The sequence below is a fragment of the Escherichia sp. MOD1-EC6842 genome, assembly GCF_002965705.1.
GTDB classification, from domain to species: Bacteria; Pseudomonadota; Gammaproteobacteria; order Enterobacterales; family Enterobacteriaceae; genus Escherichia; species Escherichia ruysiae.
The window spans coordinates 140,422-155,070 of record NZ_PTRF01000002.1 but is presented as its reverse complement, the minus strand read 5'-3'; the positions used below and the strand labels follow the sequence as shown (position 1 = coordinate 155,070).

General features: G+C 51.7%; 13 protein-coding genes, 1 tRNA gene and 1 pseudogene. 12 read left to right on the top strand and 3 right to left on the bottom strand.

Annotated elements, in window-relative coordinates:
- The first annotated feature begins 5 nt into the window (after positions 1-5).
- The 4 genes from nfrB (at position 6) to A7Z29_RS03685 (ending at position 7,092) form a co-directional block, all read left to right on the top strand.
- Positions 6-2,243 (top strand): cyclic di-3',5'-guanylate-activated glycosyltransferase NfrB, encoded by a 2,238-nt coding sequence (gene nfrB, locus A7Z29_RS03700; RefSeq protein ID WP_032224863.1) that lies wholly within the window; start codon positions 6-8, stop codon positions 2,241-2,243.
- Entirely contained in the window at positions 2,230-5,202 is a 2,973-nt protein-coding gene (gene nfrA, locus A7Z29_RS03695; RefSeq protein ID WP_105289801.1) for a bacteriophage adsorption protein NfrA, read from the top strand. Before nfrB ends, nfrA begins: the two co-directional genes overlap by 14 nt.
- Complete coding sequence (locus A7Z29_RS03690; RefSeq protein WP_105289800.1) at positions 5,203-6,093, top strand: DUF4434 family protein; 891 nt, start codon at positions 5,203-5,205, stop codon at positions 6,091-6,093.
- A 324-nt stretch (positions 6,094-6,417) separates the two neighbouring features.
- A complete protein-coding gene (locus A7Z29_RS03685; RefSeq protein ID WP_105289799.1) occupies positions 6,418-7,092 on the top strand; it encodes a hypothetical protein in 675 nt (224 codons plus the stop codon).
- Positions 7,093-7,446: 354 nt separating this feature from the next.
- On the opposite strand, the gene emrE is transcribed toward A7Z29_RS03685, so the two are convergent.
- Positions 7,447-7,779 carry a multidrug efflux SMR transporter EmrE gene (emrE, locus tag A7Z29_RS03680; RefSeq protein WP_001070447.1) on the bottom strand — a complete coding sequence of 111 codons (333 nt, stop codon included), beginning with the start codon at positions 7,777-7,779 and terminating at the stop codon, positions 7,447-7,449.
- Between the two features lie 94 nt (positions 7,780-7,873).
- Between emrE and A7Z29_RS03675 the strand changes: the two are divergent.
- Positions 7,874-8,044 (top strand): annotated as a pseudogene (locus A7Z29_RS03675) (integrase); the annotation flags it as partial.
- A gap of 15 nt (positions 8,045-8,059) precedes the next feature.
- Here the strand turns inward: A7Z29_RS03675 and A7Z29_RS03670 are convergent.
- Positions 8,060-8,136: transfer RNA gene (locus A7Z29_RS03670), tRNA-Arg, on the bottom strand.
- A gap of 260 nt (positions 8,137-8,396) precedes the next feature.
- On the opposite strand from A7Z29_RS03670, the gene folD reads away from it, so the two are divergent.
- The 3 genes from folD to A7Z29_RS03655 all read left to right on the top strand — a co-directional run bounded on the left by folD (position 8,397) and on the right by A7Z29_RS03655 (position 10,106).
- The gene (gene folD, locus A7Z29_RS03665) at positions 8,397-9,263 is read left to right on the top strand and encodes a bifunctional methylenetetrahydrofolate dehydrogenase/methenyltetrahydrofolate cyclohydrolase FolD (RefSeq protein ID WP_105289797.1); all 867 of its coding nucleotides are present in this window, start codon (positions 8,397-8,399) and stop codon (positions 9,261-9,263) included.
- A gap of 1 nt (position 9,264) precedes the next feature.
- Entirely contained in the window at positions 9,265-9,477 is a 213-nt protein-coding gene (gene ybcJ / locus A7Z29_RS03660; RefSeq protein WP_000190288.1) for a ribosome-associated protein YbcJ, read from the top strand.
- Positions 9,478-9,584: 107 nt separating this feature from the next.
- The gene (locus A7Z29_RS03655) at positions 9,585-10,106 is read left to right on the top strand and encodes a metal-dependent hydrolase (RefSeq protein ID WP_065226326.1); all 522 of its coding nucleotides are present in this window, start codon (positions 9,585-9,587) and stop codon (positions 10,104-10,106) included.
- 35 nt (positions 10,107-10,141) lie between these two features.
- On the opposite strand, the gene cysS is transcribed toward A7Z29_RS03655, so the two are convergent.
- A complete protein-coding gene (gene cysS / locus A7Z29_RS03650; RefSeq protein ID WP_000912349.1) occupies positions 10,142-11,527 on the bottom strand; it encodes a cysteine--tRNA ligase in 1,386 nt (461 codons plus the stop codon).
- A 173-nt stretch (positions 11,528-11,700) separates the two neighbouring features.
- Between cysS and ppiB the strand changes: the two genes are divergently transcribed.
- The 4 genes from ppiB to purK all read left to right on the top strand — a co-directional run bounded on the left by ppiB (position 11,701) and on the right by purK (position 14,610).
- A complete protein-coding gene (gene ppiB / locus A7Z29_RS03645; RefSeq protein WP_000256002.1) occupies positions 11,701-12,195 on the top strand; it encodes a peptidylprolyl isomerase B in 495 nt (164 codons plus the stop codon).
- 2 nt (positions 12,196-12,197) lie between these two features.
- Positions 12,198-12,920, top strand: a complete 723-nt coding sequence (lpxH, locus tag A7Z29_RS03640) for a UDP-2,3-diacylglucosamine diphosphatase (protein ID WP_105289796.1) — start codon at positions 12,198-12,200, stop codon at positions 12,918-12,920.
- 116 nt (positions 12,921-13,036) lie between these two features.
- The gene (purE, locus tag A7Z29_RS03630) at positions 13,037-13,546 is read left to right on the top strand and encodes a 5-(carboxyamino)imidazole ribonucleotide mutase (RefSeq protein ID WP_010349513.1); all 510 of its coding nucleotides are present in this window, start codon (positions 13,037-13,039) and stop codon (positions 13,544-13,546) included.
- Complete coding sequence (gene purK, locus A7Z29_RS03625) at positions 13,543-14,610, top strand: 5-(carboxyamino)imidazole ribonucleotide synthase (protein WP_065226324.1); 1,068 nt, start codon at positions 13,543-13,545, stop codon at positions 14,608-14,610. The genes purE and purK overlap by 4 nt, the downstream gene beginning before the upstream one ends.
- Positions 14,611-14,649: the final 39 nt, after the last annotated feature.

Sequence of the window (14,649 nt, the reverse complement as noted above, 5' to 3'; positions counted from 1 at the left end):
TTTGTGTGGACTGGCTTCTTGATGTTTTTGCTACCTGGCTCTACGGCTTAAAAGTCATCGCGATAACGTTAGCGGTCATCATGTTCATCAGCGGGCTGGACGATTTTTTTATTGATGTCGTCTACTGGGTACGCCGCATTAAACGCAAGTTGAGTGTTTATCGCCGCTACCCGCGAATGAGTTACCGCGAACTGTATAAACCAGATGAAAAACCGTTAGCGATTATGGTTCCGGCGTGGAATGAAACGGGCGTCATCGGCAATATGGCCGAGCTGGCGGCGACCACGCTCGACTACGAAAACTATCATATCTTTGTTGGCACCTACCCCAACGACCCCGATACTCAGCGTGATGTTGACGAAGTGTGCGCTCGCTTCCCGAATGTGCATAAGGTAGTCTGCGCGCGTCCTGGCCCCACCAGCAAAGCCGACTGTCTGAACAACGTGCTGGACGCCATCACCCAGTTTGAACGTAGCGCCAATTTCGCTTTTGCTGGTTTTATTCTGCATGACGCCGAAGATGTGATTTCACCGATGGAATTGCGTCTGTTCAACTATCTGGTCGAGCGTAAAGATCTGATTCAGATCCCGGTGTATCCGTTTGAACGCGAGTGGACACACTTCACCAGCATGACCTATATCGATGAATTTTCAGAACTGCATGGCAAAGATGTTCCGGTGCGTGAAGCTCTCGCCGGACAGGTGCCTAGCGCAGGCGTCGGCACCTGCTTCAGCCGCCGCGCCGTGACCGCGCTGTTAGCCGACGGTGACGGTATCGCTTTCGACGTGCAGAGTCTTACCGAAGATTACGATATTGGTTTCCGCCTGAAAGAAAAAGGTATGACGGAAATTTTTGTCCGTTTTCCGGTGGTGGACGAAGCCAAAGAACGCGAGCAGCGTAAATTTTTACAGCACGCGCGGACGTCAAACATGATCTGCGTGCGCGAATATTTCCCCGATACCTTTTCGACTGCGGTTCGACAAAAATCTCGCTGGATCATCGGCATTGTTTTCCAGGGCTTTAAAACCCATAAATGGACCTCCAGCCTGACGCTGAACTACTTTCTCTGGCGCGACCGCAAAGGGGCAATCAGTAACTTTGTCAGCTTCCTCGCGATGCTGGTGATGCTCCAGCTTTTGCTGTTGATGGCGTATGAAAGTTTGTGCTCCGATGCCTGGCATTTTCTTTCTATTTTCAGCGGCAGCGCATGGTTAATGACCCTGCTGTGGCTAAACTTTGGCTTGATGATCAACCGCATTGTGCAACGGGTGATTTTTGTCACCGGCTACTACGGCCTGACGCAAGGTTTACTCTCCGTCCTGCGGCTATTCTGGGGCAACCTGATTAACTTTATGGCCAACTGGCGCGCGTTGAAACAGGTTCTTCAGCACGGCGACCCGCGTCGCGTGGCATGGGATAAAACGACGCATGATTTCCCCAGCGTGACTGGCGATACCCGTTCGTTGCGCCCGTTAGGTCAAATCCTGCTGGAAAATCAGGTCATCACTGAAGAGCAACTCGATACAGCACTGCGTAATCGTGTTGAAGGTCTACGCCTCGGCGGTTCGATGCTGATGCAGGGGCTGATTAGCGCCGAACAGCTTGCACAGGCGCTGGCAGAGCAAAACGGCGTGGCGTGGGAATCGATCGATGCCTGGCAGATCCCTTCCTCTCTGATTGACGAAATGCCTGCGTCCGTGGCGCTACATTATGCGGTACTGCCGCTGCGTCTGGAAAACGATGAGTTAATTGTCGGCAGCGAAGATGGTATCGATCCGGTTTCACTGGCGGCTCTGACACGTAAGGTCGGACGCAAGGTGCGTTACGTCATTGTTCTGCGCGGGCAAATCGTCACCGGTTTACGTCACTGGTATGCGCGTCGTCGCGGTTATGACCCACGAGCAATGTTGCACAATGCGGTTCAGCAGCAATGGCTCACTGAACAGCAGGCCAGCGACATCTGGCAGCAATATGTACCGCATCAGTTCCTGTTCGCCGAAATACTGACCACGCTCGGCCATATTAATCGTTCTGCAATTAACGTGTTGTTATTGCGCCATGAACGCAGCTCACTGCCGCTCGGTAAATTTTTGGTCACCGAAGGCGTTATCAGCCAGGAAACGTTGGATCGCGTCCTGACAATTCAACGCGAATTACAAGTTTCGATGCAATCACTATTACTCAAAGCAGGTTTAAACACAGAACAGGTTGCGCAACTGGAGTCCGAAAATGAAGGAGAATAACCTTAATCGCGTCATCGGATGGTCTGGTTTACTGCTGACGTCTTTATTGAGTACCAGCGCACTCGCAGACACTATCGGCACCAGCGCAGAAGAGCTGGGGCTTAGCGACTATCGCCATTTTGTTATTTATCCCCGTCTCGATAAGGCGCTAAAGGCACAGAAAAATAACGACGAAGCAACCGCCATCCGCGAATTTGAATATATTCATCAGCAGGTGCCGGATAATATTCCGTTGACGTTATATCTGGCGGAAGCCTATCGCCATTTTGGTCATGATGATCGCGCGCGGCTGTTGCTTGAGGATCAACTGAAACGTCATCCTGGTGATGCCCGCCTTGAACGCAATCTTGCGGCTATTCCAGTAGAAGTCAAAACCGTTAATACCGTTGAAGAACTGCTGGCTCAGCAAAAGGCGTGCGATGCTGCGCCGACCCTGCGTTGCCGCAGTGAAGTCGGGCAGAATGCCCTGCGACTGGCACAGTTGCCTGTCGCCAGAGCGCAACTGAACGATGCAACGTTTGCCGCATCGCCGGAAGGAAAAACGTTGCGTACCGATCTGCTGCAACGCGCAATCTACCTCAAGCAGTGGCCGCTGGCAGAAGCGTTATTCAGTGAATCACGGCAACAAAATACATTAAACGCAGCTGAGCGCCGTCAGTGGTTTGATGTTCTGCTTGCCGGGCAGCTGGACGATCGGATACTGGCGCTGCAATCACAGGGGATCTTCACCGATCCACAGTCATATATTACTTACGCGACCGCGCTGGCTTATCGTGGCGAAAAAGCACGCCTCCAGCATTATCTCATTGAAAATAAGCCGCTGTTTACCACGGACGCACAAGAGAAAAGTTGGCTCTATCTGTTATCTAAATACAGCGCCAACCCCGTTCAGGCGTTGGCGAATCACACGGTACAGTTTGCCGATAACCGCCAGTATGTTGTTGGCGCAACGCTACCGGTGCTTTTAAAAGAAGGTCAGTACGACGCAGCGCAAACACTGCTCGCCACCCTCCCCGCCAATGAAATGCTTGAGGAGCGTTATGCCGTTAGCGTAGCGACCCGTAACAAGGCTGAAGCTCTACGTCTGGCACGATTGCTGTATCAGCAAGAACCGGCAAATCTTACCCGCCTGGATCAACTGACCTGGCAACTGATGCAGAACGAGCAGTCACGCGAAGCTGCCGATTTATTGCTGCACCGCTATCCTTTCCAGGGCGATGCGCGTGTCAGCCAGACTCTAATGGCGCGACTGGCGTCTCTGCTGGAAAGTCATCCTTACCTGGCGACGCCTGCGAAAGTGGCGATTTTATCGAAACCCTTGCCGCTGGCGGAGCAACGTCAGTGGCAAAGTCAGTTGCCGGGTATTGCAGATAATTGCCCGGCGATAGTCCGCCTGCTGGGCGATATGTCGCCTTCCTACGATGCTGCCGCCTGGAACCGTCTGGCAAAGTGTTATCGGGACACGCTACCCGGTGTGGCGCTGTATGCATGGCTTCAGGCCGAACAACGGCAACCGAACGCCTGGCAACATCGCGCGGTGGCTTATCAGGCGTATCAGGTTGAGGACTACGCCACCGCACTGGCGGCCTGGCAGAAAATCAGCCTTCACGACATGAGCAATGAAGATCTACTTGCTGCCGCCAATACCGCTCAGGCGGCAGGAAATGGCGCGGCTCGCGATCGCTGGCTTCAGCAGGCAGAACAACGCGGGCTGGGAAACAATGCTCTGTACTGGTGGCTACATGCACAACGCTATATTCCTGGTCAGCCGGAACTCGCACTGAACGATCTCACGCGCTCAATTAACATTGCACCTTCTGCTAACGCTTACGTTGCGCGGGCGACGATTTATCGCCAACGTCATAATGTCTCTGCGGCGGTGAGCGATTTGCGCGCCGCTCTGGAACTGGAACCCAATAACAGCAATACCCAGGCGGCGCTCGGTTACGCCTTGTGGGATAGCGGTGATATCGCGCAATCGCGGGAAATGCTGGAACAGGCACATAAAGGATTGCCGGACGATCCGGCACTGATCCGACAACTGGCCTACGTGAACCAGCGTCTGGATGATATGCCTGCAACACAACAGTACGCCCGGCGGGTAATTGATGATATTGATAACCAGGCGCTGATAACCCCACTTACGCCAGAGCAAAATCAGCAACGCTTCAATTTCCGCCGTCTGCATGAAGATGTCGGTCGCCGCTGGACGTTCAGTTTCGATTCTTCCATCGGCTTGCGTTCCGGGGCGATGAGTACCGCTAACAACAATGTTGGCGGCGCTGCGCCAGGGAAAAGCTATCGTAGCTACGCGCAACTGGAAGCCGAGTACCGCATCGGGCGCAATATGCTGCTGGAAGGCGACCTGCTTTCGGTTTACAGCCGCGTCTTTGCCGATACCGGAGAAAACGGTGTAGCAATGCCGGTGAAAAATCCGATGTCCGGCACCGGCCTGCGCTGGAAGCCCCTGCGCGATCAAATCTTTTTCCTCGCCGTTGAACAGCAGCTGCCGCTGAACGGACAAAATGGCGCCTCCGATACCATGCTGCGCGCCAGTGCCTCGTTCTTTAACGGCGGCAAATACAGCGACGAGTGGCACCCGAACGGTTCAGGCTGGTTTGCCCAAAACCTGTATCTCGATGCGGCGCAATATGTCCGCCAGGATATTCAGGCGTGGACGGCAGATTATCGCGTGAGCTGGCATCAGAAGGTGGCGAACGGACAAACCATTGAGCCTTACGCTCACGTTCAGGACAACGGCTATCGTGATAAAGGCACTCAGGGCGCGCAGCTTGGCGGTGTTGGCGTGCGCTGGAATATCTGGACCGGCGAGACGCACTATGATGCCTGGCCGCACAAAGTCAGTCTCGGCGTCGAATATCAGCATACCTTTAAGGCGATTAATCAACGTAGCGGGGAGCGCAACAACGCGTTTCTCACCATTGGAGTGCACTGGTAAATGCGTAAGTTAATTTTCGTAATGCTGACACTGCTGCTGGTCAGCCCTTTTTCTTTTGCGATGAAAGGTATTATCTGGCAACCACAAAATCGTGACAGTCAGGTCACCGACGCCCAGTGGCAGGGACTGATGAGTCAGTTGCATTTGCAAGGATTCGACACCCTGATTCTGCAATGGACCCGTTACGGCGATGCGTTCACCCAGCCAGAACAGCGTGCATTATTGTTCAGTCGCGCAGCGGCAGCGCAGCACGCTGGCCTGAAGCTGATTGTTGGCCTGAATGCCGATCCGGAATTTTTTATGCATCAGAAGCAGTCATCTGCGGCGCTGGAGAGCTATCTTAATCGCCTGCTGGCGGCCGATCTCCAGCAAGCCAGATTATGGAGCGCCGCACCGGGCGTAACGCCGGATGGCTGGTACATCAGTGCGGAAATTGACGACCTGAACTGGCGCAGCGAAGCCGCCCGTCAGCCATTACTGAAATGGTTAAACAATGCGCAGCGACTGATTAGCGATGTTTCGGCAAAACCGGTTTATATCAGTAGTTTTTTCGCTGGAAATATGTCGCCCGATGGCTATCGGCAACTGCTGGAACAAGTTAAAGCAACCGGCGTTAATGTCTGGGTACAGGATGGCAGCGGCGTGGATAAACTCACCGCCGGGCAACGCGAACGTTATCTGCAAGCCAGTGCAGATTGCCAGGCTTCCTCACCCGCCAACGGCATTGTTTATGAATTGTTTGTCGCGGGCAAAGGTAAAACGTTTGAAGCTAAACCAAAACCGGATGCAGAGATCGCCTCGCTATTAGCAAAACGTTCCGCCTGCGGCAAAGACGCGCTCTATTTCTCCCTTCGCTATTTGCCCGTCGCGCGTGGCATCCTCGAGTATTAATTGTTTAAGGGAGCAACTTTGCTTGCTCCCTTCCTTTTCACTTTCCTAATCAGAATCCTGTTTGTATTAATTGTTTAGCAGATTCTCTTTTTTCAACGCATTTTATGCGTTTCGGTTTTGCCCCACTACAACCTGCATAGCCAATAAGAAGATAGCCGTAACACAAATAATCGGTGTAGCCACTACTCAGAGGCATTATATAGTTATATTCATGCCACTATATAACCTGTAAATAAGAACAATCATTCATTGATTGCAATAACATCAGCATATTCCTTTACACAGGAATAAAACCTTTTATTTAATAAACAAAGAGAGTCAAAGATGAGTAAAATTACAGGCGTTTTAGTTGACAACCATATCTATGATATTAACAATGATATGAAGAATGGTTACCATTTTCCTAACTGCTTGTTTCCAGGCGCCACCTTTAAGATGGTTATTGATAATGACCCAGTTAATAATGGCAAAGTAAAATGGAGCTGTAGCACTGATGCAGACAATAATGTTCTGGCGGTCAGTCAAGATGGCACAGTGACTTTTCCTGACGTTGACGAAAAGTGTATTGGGAAGATTTTTGCTATTTTCGCCACTGATAAATCAACGAACAAAACTGCCGGTATTTATATTTTTACTGTTAAGCGTTTTTTTAAATACAGTATTGAAACTTATGATTCAATTCAAAAGATTTTATCATGGGTTGAGAGCATGAACGGAGAATTTCCTGAAGCGCAGGATATCGATAGTTACGATTATAATGATCATAATTCAGGTCATATTATCTCGCGAGAAGTTAACGCAGGTCTTTACCAGGAGTGGGGCAATGTAGCTAATAGTGGATGGAATACAAATAATGAGCCTGGCGGTATTTGTAGAATTTACGCTTTTAATAAAGAAAATAATACTTATTATTGGCTGGAAAATGATGGAGTCAGGCAGGTATTGATCGGGGGATTCACCGCTCAGGCAGTCGCATCCTACGGTGAATCTATCAACTGATTGTGCTTTTTGTCCACTATCATTTGTATTATTACAGCGTAAACATTCACTGAAATTATAAAATTAAACTTACGCATAACCACCCGTTCAGCGGGTGGTTCTCATTTTTATTTACGATGTGTATGAGCTTAACAAAATAAACAGACTTAAGAGTTTATTTTTATATTGCTATAAACCATTTAATCATAAAATGTCGACAGAATTTCTCACCGAAAACTTTATTGCTACTGTTCAAAACGCAAATGAGGTAATCCCCTACTCCACTTGCCAAAAAAAATTTACCCGCAGTATAAAAAAGCAGCCCATATAAACATACGGACTGCCATATTTCACTCGATTCAAAAGTAATTATTTTTAATGTGGTGCACTTCGTGACAATAAGTTAATTACCAACACTCCGGCACAAATCAACATCATGCCTATAATGGCTGGCAGATCCAACCGTTGGCTGAAAAATCCCCAGGACAGTAAACTAATCAGGACGATACCGACTCCTGACCAGATAGCATAAGCAATCCCTGTAGGAATATAAGCCAGCGTCTGAGCTAATAACCAGAATGATGCACAGTAACAAATAATTGTACCAACAGAGGGCCATAACCGTGTAAAACCCTCTGAAAACTTCATTAAAGTTGTACCAATGACTTCTGCAAGTATTGCGCCACCAAGATAAATATAAGGGTTCATAGCATATTCTTTCCTGTTAATACCGGAGCGAATTGTACTACAGTTTGAACTTAACTCACCGGATTCATTCTGGTGCATTCATTGATGTTCTTCATCAGTGCTTCAGGAAATGGGCGGATGGGAACCCATAGAAATGGTGCGTAGTTATGCTCACCTTGCGCCTAATCATTTGACAGAGCACGCGAGGAAAATAGACGACATCTTTGGTGATGATGTCCCAGATATGTCCCACTCTGGAATTATGGAGGAGGTAAAGAAGGCGTAACTGATTGAATTTTAATGGCGCGCCCTGCAGGATTCGAACCTGCGGCCCACGACTTAGAAGGTCGTTGCTCTATCCAACTGAGCTAAGGGCGCATTGATACCACAATGTGTGTGTAATTGCGTGAATTATACGGTCAACCCTTGCTGAGTCAATGGCTTTTGAACCGGTTGCTGAACAAGTGTACGACCGCATCTGATTTACCTCGCCACAGCGGCAAACCAACGACGGTTATCATTATCGCCAGGTACAGAAGGTTTTACTTTTCAGAAAACGAAACCTGACAGCGCGCCCCGCTTCTGACAAAATAGGCGCATCCCCTTCGACCTACGTAACAGATGGAATCCTCTCTCTGATGGCAGCAAAGATTATTGACGGTAAAACGATTGCGCAGCAGGTGCGCTCTGAAGTTGCTCAAAAAGTTCAGGCGCGTATTGCAGCCGAACTGCGGGCACCAGGACTGGCCGTTGTGCTGGTGGGTAGTAACCCTGCATCGCAAATTTATGTCGCAAGCAAACGCAAGGCTTGTGAAGAAGTCGGGTTCGTCTCCCGCTCTTATGACCTCCCGGAAACCACCAGCGAAGCGGAGCTGTTGGAGCTTATCGATGCGCTGAATGCCGACAACACCATCGATGGCATTCTGGTTCAACTGCCGTTACCGGCGGGTATTGATAACGTCAAAGTGCTGGAACGTATTCATCCGGACAAAGACGTGGACGGTTTCCATCCTTACAACGTCGGTCGTCTGTGCCAGCGCGCGCCGCGTCTGCGTCCCTGCACCCCGCGCGGTATCGTCACGCTGCTTGAGCGTTACAACATTGATACCTTCGGCCTCAACGCCGTGGTGATTGGCGCATCGAATATCGTCGGTCGTCCAATGAGCATGGAACTGTTGCTCGCAGGTTGCACCACTACCGTGACTCACCGCTTCACTAAAAATCTGCGTCATCACGTAGAAAATGCCGATCTGTTGATTGTTGCCGTCGGTAAGCCAGGTTTTATTCCCGGTGACTGGATCAAAGAAGGCGCAATTGTGATTGATGTTGGCATCAACCGTCTGGAAAATGGCAAAGTTGTGGGCGACGTCGTGTTTGAAGACGCGGCTAAACGCGCCTCATACATTACGCCTGTTCCCGGCGGCGTTGGCCCGATGACGGTTGCCACGCTGATTGAAAACACGCTACAGGCGTGCGTTGAATATCATGATCCACAGGATGAGTAACATGGCGACATTTTCTTTAGGTAAACATCCGCACGTTGAGCTGTGCGACTTGCTGAAACTGGAAGGCTGGAGCGAAAGCGGCGCGCAGGCGAAAATCGCGATTGCCGAAGGCCAGGTGAAAGTCGACGGCGCGGTTGAAACGCGCAAACGCTGCAAAATCGTCGCCGGTCAGACAGTGAGTTTTGCAGGTCACAGCGTACAGGTTGTTGCCTGATCCCTTTCCCGGCCTGTATCAACAGGCCGGTTCTCTTTTCAGACTTTTGCCCTCTACGCCCCGTTCATCCATGCTGATAGCATCGACATTTTGCCGAAGCGACCATCATGCCAACCGTTATTACGCACGCCGCCGTTCCCCTATGCATTGGTTTAGGGTTGGGTTCGAAAGTCATCCCTCCGCGTCTGTTATTTGCCGGAATCATCCTGGCGATGCTGCCCGACGCCGACGTATTGTCGTTTAAATTTGGCATTGCTTACGGCAATGTTTTTGGTCATCGCGGGTTTACCCATTCGCTGGTGTTTGCGTTTGTTGTCCCGCTGTTATGTGTGCTGATTGGACGCCGATGGTTCAGGGCTGGGCTGATTCGCTGCTGGCTGTTTTTAACCGTCTCGTTGCTATCGCACAGCTTGCTGGATTCGGTAACCACTGGCGGTAAAGGGGTTGGCTGGCTGTGGCCGTGGTCAGATGAACGCTTTTTCGCTCCCTGGCAGGTGATTAAAGTCGCGCCGTTTGCATTGTCTCGTTACACCACGCCGTACGGGCATCAGGTGATTATTTCTGAATTGATGTGGGTGTGGTTGCCGGGGATGCTACTGATGGGAATGTTGTGGTGGCGCAGACGATAACCGGATGCGAAAACTCGCATCCGGCAATAGCGCAATTACTTACGACGCCAGGTGGTCCCTTGCGGGCCATCTTCCAGCACGATCCCCATCTCGTTAAGACGGTCACGCGCCGCATCTGCCGCCGCCCAGTCTTTCGCTTTACGGGCATCCAGACGCTGTTGAATTAACGCTTCAATCTCAGCCACTTCGCTGTCGTCTGCCTGCGCGCCGCTTTGCAGGAACGCTTCCGGTTCTTGCTCCAGCAGGCCCAATACAGCGGAAAGTTTACGCAGGTGAGATGCCATTGCATTCGCCGCTGTCATATCTTCTGCTTTCAGACGGTTTACTTCACGCGCCATATCAAACAGTACGGAATAGGCTTCCGGGGTGTTGAAATCGTCGTCCATCGCTTCAATAAAGCGCGCTTCAAACGCTTCGCCACCGGCAGGAGCAACGGTTTTGTCTGTGCCGCGCAGGGCAGTGTAGAGACGCTCCAGCGCCGCACGCGCCTGCTTCAGGTTCTCTTCGCTGTAGTTCAGCTGGCTGCGATAGTGTCCCGACATCAGGAAGTAACGCACGGTTTCCGCGTCGTAGTATTTCAGCACATCGCGCACGGTAAAGAAGTTACCCAGCGATTTGGACATCTTCTCGCGGTCAACCATCACCATGCCGGAGTGCATCCAGTAGTTTACATACTGACCATCATGGGCACAGGTGGACTGGGCAATTTCGTTCTCGTGGTGCGGGAACATCAGGTCAGAACCGCCACCATGGATATCAAAGTGGTTACCCAACTGTTTGCAGTTCATTGCTGAACACTCAATGTGCCAGCCTGGGCGACCCGCGCCCCACGGAGACGGCCAGCTTGGTTCGCCCTCTTTAGACATCTTCCACAGAACGAAGTCCATCGGGTTGCGTTTGTCGTCGACCACGTCAACGCGCGCGCCTGCCTGCAGCTGGTCAAGATCCTGACGCGACAGCACGCCATAAGTTGGATCGGTCGGTACGTCGAACATCACGTCGCCGTTGTCCGCCACATAAGCGTGACCTTTGGCGATCAGTTGCTCAGTGAGTTCAATAATTTCTGCGATATGGTGCGTCGCGCGTGGCTCCATATCCGGGCGCAGAATGTTCAAAGCATCAAAATCTTTGTGCATTTCGGCGATCATGCGATCCACCAGCGCCACAAAGCTTTCGCCATTTTCATTGGCGCGTTTGATGATTTTATCGTCGATATCGGTAATGTTGCGCACATACTTCAGCTTGTAGCCGAGGAAACGCAGGTAGCGTGCAACCACGTCAAAGGCAACAAAGGTACGCCCGTGACCGATATGACAGAGGTCGTAAACGGTGATTCCACACACGTACATGCCGACTTCCCCGGCGTGAATAGGCTTAAATTCCTCTTTTTGGCGTGTCAGAGTATTGAAGATTTTTAGCATCGAAGATTCCGTTTAGACATGTGTGGGTAATTGAGTTGCGTATAATACCCATATTTCCCGCGCGATTCAGCATACATTGCGAGATGATCCGATCGTGCGGTTATGCTATAACACCACCCTATATATGACCCGAACCGGGTTGAAGCACCAATCAAACGGAACAGGATGCAAAAATGGTTACTTTCCACACCAATCACGGCGATATTGTCATCAAAACTTTTGACGATAAAGCACCTGAAACAGTTAAAAACTTCCTGGACTACTGCCGCGAAGGTTTTTACAACAACACCATTTTCCACCGTGTTATCAACGGTTTTATGATTCAGGGCGGCGGTTTTGAACCGGGCATGAAACAAAAAGCTACCAAAGAACCGATCAAAAACGAAGCCAACAACGGCCTGAAAAATACCCGTGGTACGCTGGCAATGGCCCGTACTCAGGCACCGCACTCTGCAACTGCACAGTTCTTCATCAACGTGGTTGATAACGACTTCCTGAACTTCTCTGGCGAAAGCCTGCAAGGTTGGGGCTACTGCGTGTTTGCTGAAGTGGTTGAAGGCATGGACGTGGTAGACAAAATCAAAGGTGTTGCAACCGGTCGTAGCGGTATGCACCAGGACGTGCCAAAAGAAGACGTTATCATTGAAAGCGTGACCGTTAGCGAGTAATCGTGGCGACACTCTTTATTGCAGATCTTCATCTCTGCGCGGAAGAACCGGCGATCACCGCCGGTTTTCTGCGTTTTTTAGCGGGGGAAGCCCGCAAGGCCGACGCGCTGTATGTTCTTGGCGATCTGTTTGAAGCGTGGATTGGCGACGACGATCCCAACCCACTCCATCGCCAGATGGCGGCAGCGATCAAAGCGGTGTCCGATTCCGGTGTTCCCTGTTATTTCATTCATGGCAACCGTGATTTTCTGCTCGGCAAACGCTTTGCCCGTGAAAGCGGCATGACGTTATTGCCGCAAGAAAAGGTGCTCGAACTTTATGGTCGTCGGGTGCTTATTATGCATGGCGACACGCTGTGCACCGATGATGCGGGTTATCAGGCTTTTCGCGCCAAAGTCCACAAACCGTGGCTGCAAACACTGTTCCTCACCCTGCCGTTGTTTGTACGCAAACGCATTGCCGCACGAATGCGAGCGAACAGTAAAGAAGCCAACAGCAGCAAATCGCTGGCGATCATGGACGTTAACCAAAACGCGGTGGTCAGTGCGATGGAAAAACATCAGGTGCAATGGCTGATCCACGGGCATACGCATCGCCCGGCGGTGCATGAATTCATCGCCAATCAGCAACCTGCTTTTCGCGTGGTGCTGGGTGCCTGGCATACCGAAGGTTCGATGGTGAAAGTCACGGCGGATGACGTTGAGCTAATCCATTTCCCGTTTTAATAACGCACAAGTTTGCTGATTCCACAGCCACGCAACCGTTTTCCTTGCTCTCTTTCCGTGCTATTCTCTGTGCCCTCTAAAGCCGAGAGTTGTGCACCACAGGAGTTTTTAGACGCATGTCTTCCCGCAATAATCCGGCGCGTGTCGCCATCGTGATGGGGTCCAAAAGCGACTGGGCTACCATGCAGTTCGCCGCCGAAATCTTCGAAATCCTGAATGTCCCGCACCACGTTGAAGTGGTTTCTGCTCACCGCACCCCCGATAAACTGTTCAGCTTCGCCGAAAGCGCCGAAGAAAGCGGTTATCAGGTGATTATTGCGGGCGCAGGCGGCGCAGCGCATCTGCCAGGCATGATTGCCGCCAAAACGCTGGTGCCAGTGCTGGGCGTGCCAGTACAGAGCGCCGCACTGAGCGGTGTCGATAGTCTCTACTCCATCGTACAAATGCCGCGCGGCATTCCGGTGGGTACGCTGGCGATTGGTAAAGCTGGCGCGGCAAACGCGGCGTTACTGGCAGCACAAATTCTTGCGACTCATGATAAAGAACTGCACCAGCGTCTGAATGACTGGCGTAAAGCCCAGACCGACGAAGTGCTGGAAAACCCGGACCCGCGAGGTGCGGCATGAAACAGGTTTGCGTCCTCGGTAACGGGCAGTTAGGCCGTATGCTGCGTCAGGCAGGCGAACCGTTAGGCATTGCTGTCTGGCCGGTCGGGCTGGACGCTGAACCGGCGGCGGTGCCTTTTCAACAAAGCGTGATTACCGCTGAGATCGAACGCTGGCCGGAAACTGCATTAACCCGCGAGCTGGCGCGCCATCCGGCCTTTGTGAACCGCGATGTGTTCCCGATTATTGCCGACCGTCTGACTCAGAAGCAGCTTTTCGATAAGCTCCACCTGCCGACCGCGCCGTGGCAGTTACTTGCCGATCGCAGCGAGTGGCCTGCGGTGTTTGATCGTTTAGGTGAACTGGCGATTGTTAAGCGTCGCACTGGTGGCTATGACGGTCGCGGTCAATGGCGTTTACGCGCCAATGAAACCGAACAGTTACCGGCAGAGTGTTACGGCGAATGTATTGTCGAGCAGGGCATTAACTTCTCTGGCGAAGTGTCGCTGGTTGGCGCGCGCGGCTTTGATGGTAGCACCGTGTTTTATCCGCTGACGCATAACCTGCATCAGGACGGTATTTTGCGCACCAGCGTCGCTTTCCCGCAGGCCAACGCGCAGCAGCAGGCGCAGGCCGAAGAGATGCTGTCGGCGATTATGCAGGAGCTGGGCTATGTGGGCGTGATGGCGATGGAGTGTTTTGTCACCCCGCAAGGTCTGCTGATCAACGAACTGGCTCCGCGTGTGCATAACAGCGGTCACTGGACACAAAACGGTGCCAGCATCAGCCAGTTTGAGCTGCATCTGCGGGCGATTACCGATCTGCCGTTACCGCAACCGGTAGTGAATAGTCCGTCGGTGATGATCAACCTGATTGGTAGCGATGTGAATTATGACTGGCTGAAACTGCCGCTGGTGCATCTGCACTGGTACGACAAAGAAGTCCGTCCGGGGCGTAAAGTGGGGCATCTGAATTTGACCGACAGCGACACATCGCGTCTGACCGCGACGCTGGAAGCCTTAATCCCGCTGCTGCCGCCAGAGTATGCCAGCGGCGTGATGTGGGCGCAGAGTAAGTTCAATTAACCTGGTGCTCATATTCTTGCCGGATTCGGCGTGAACGCC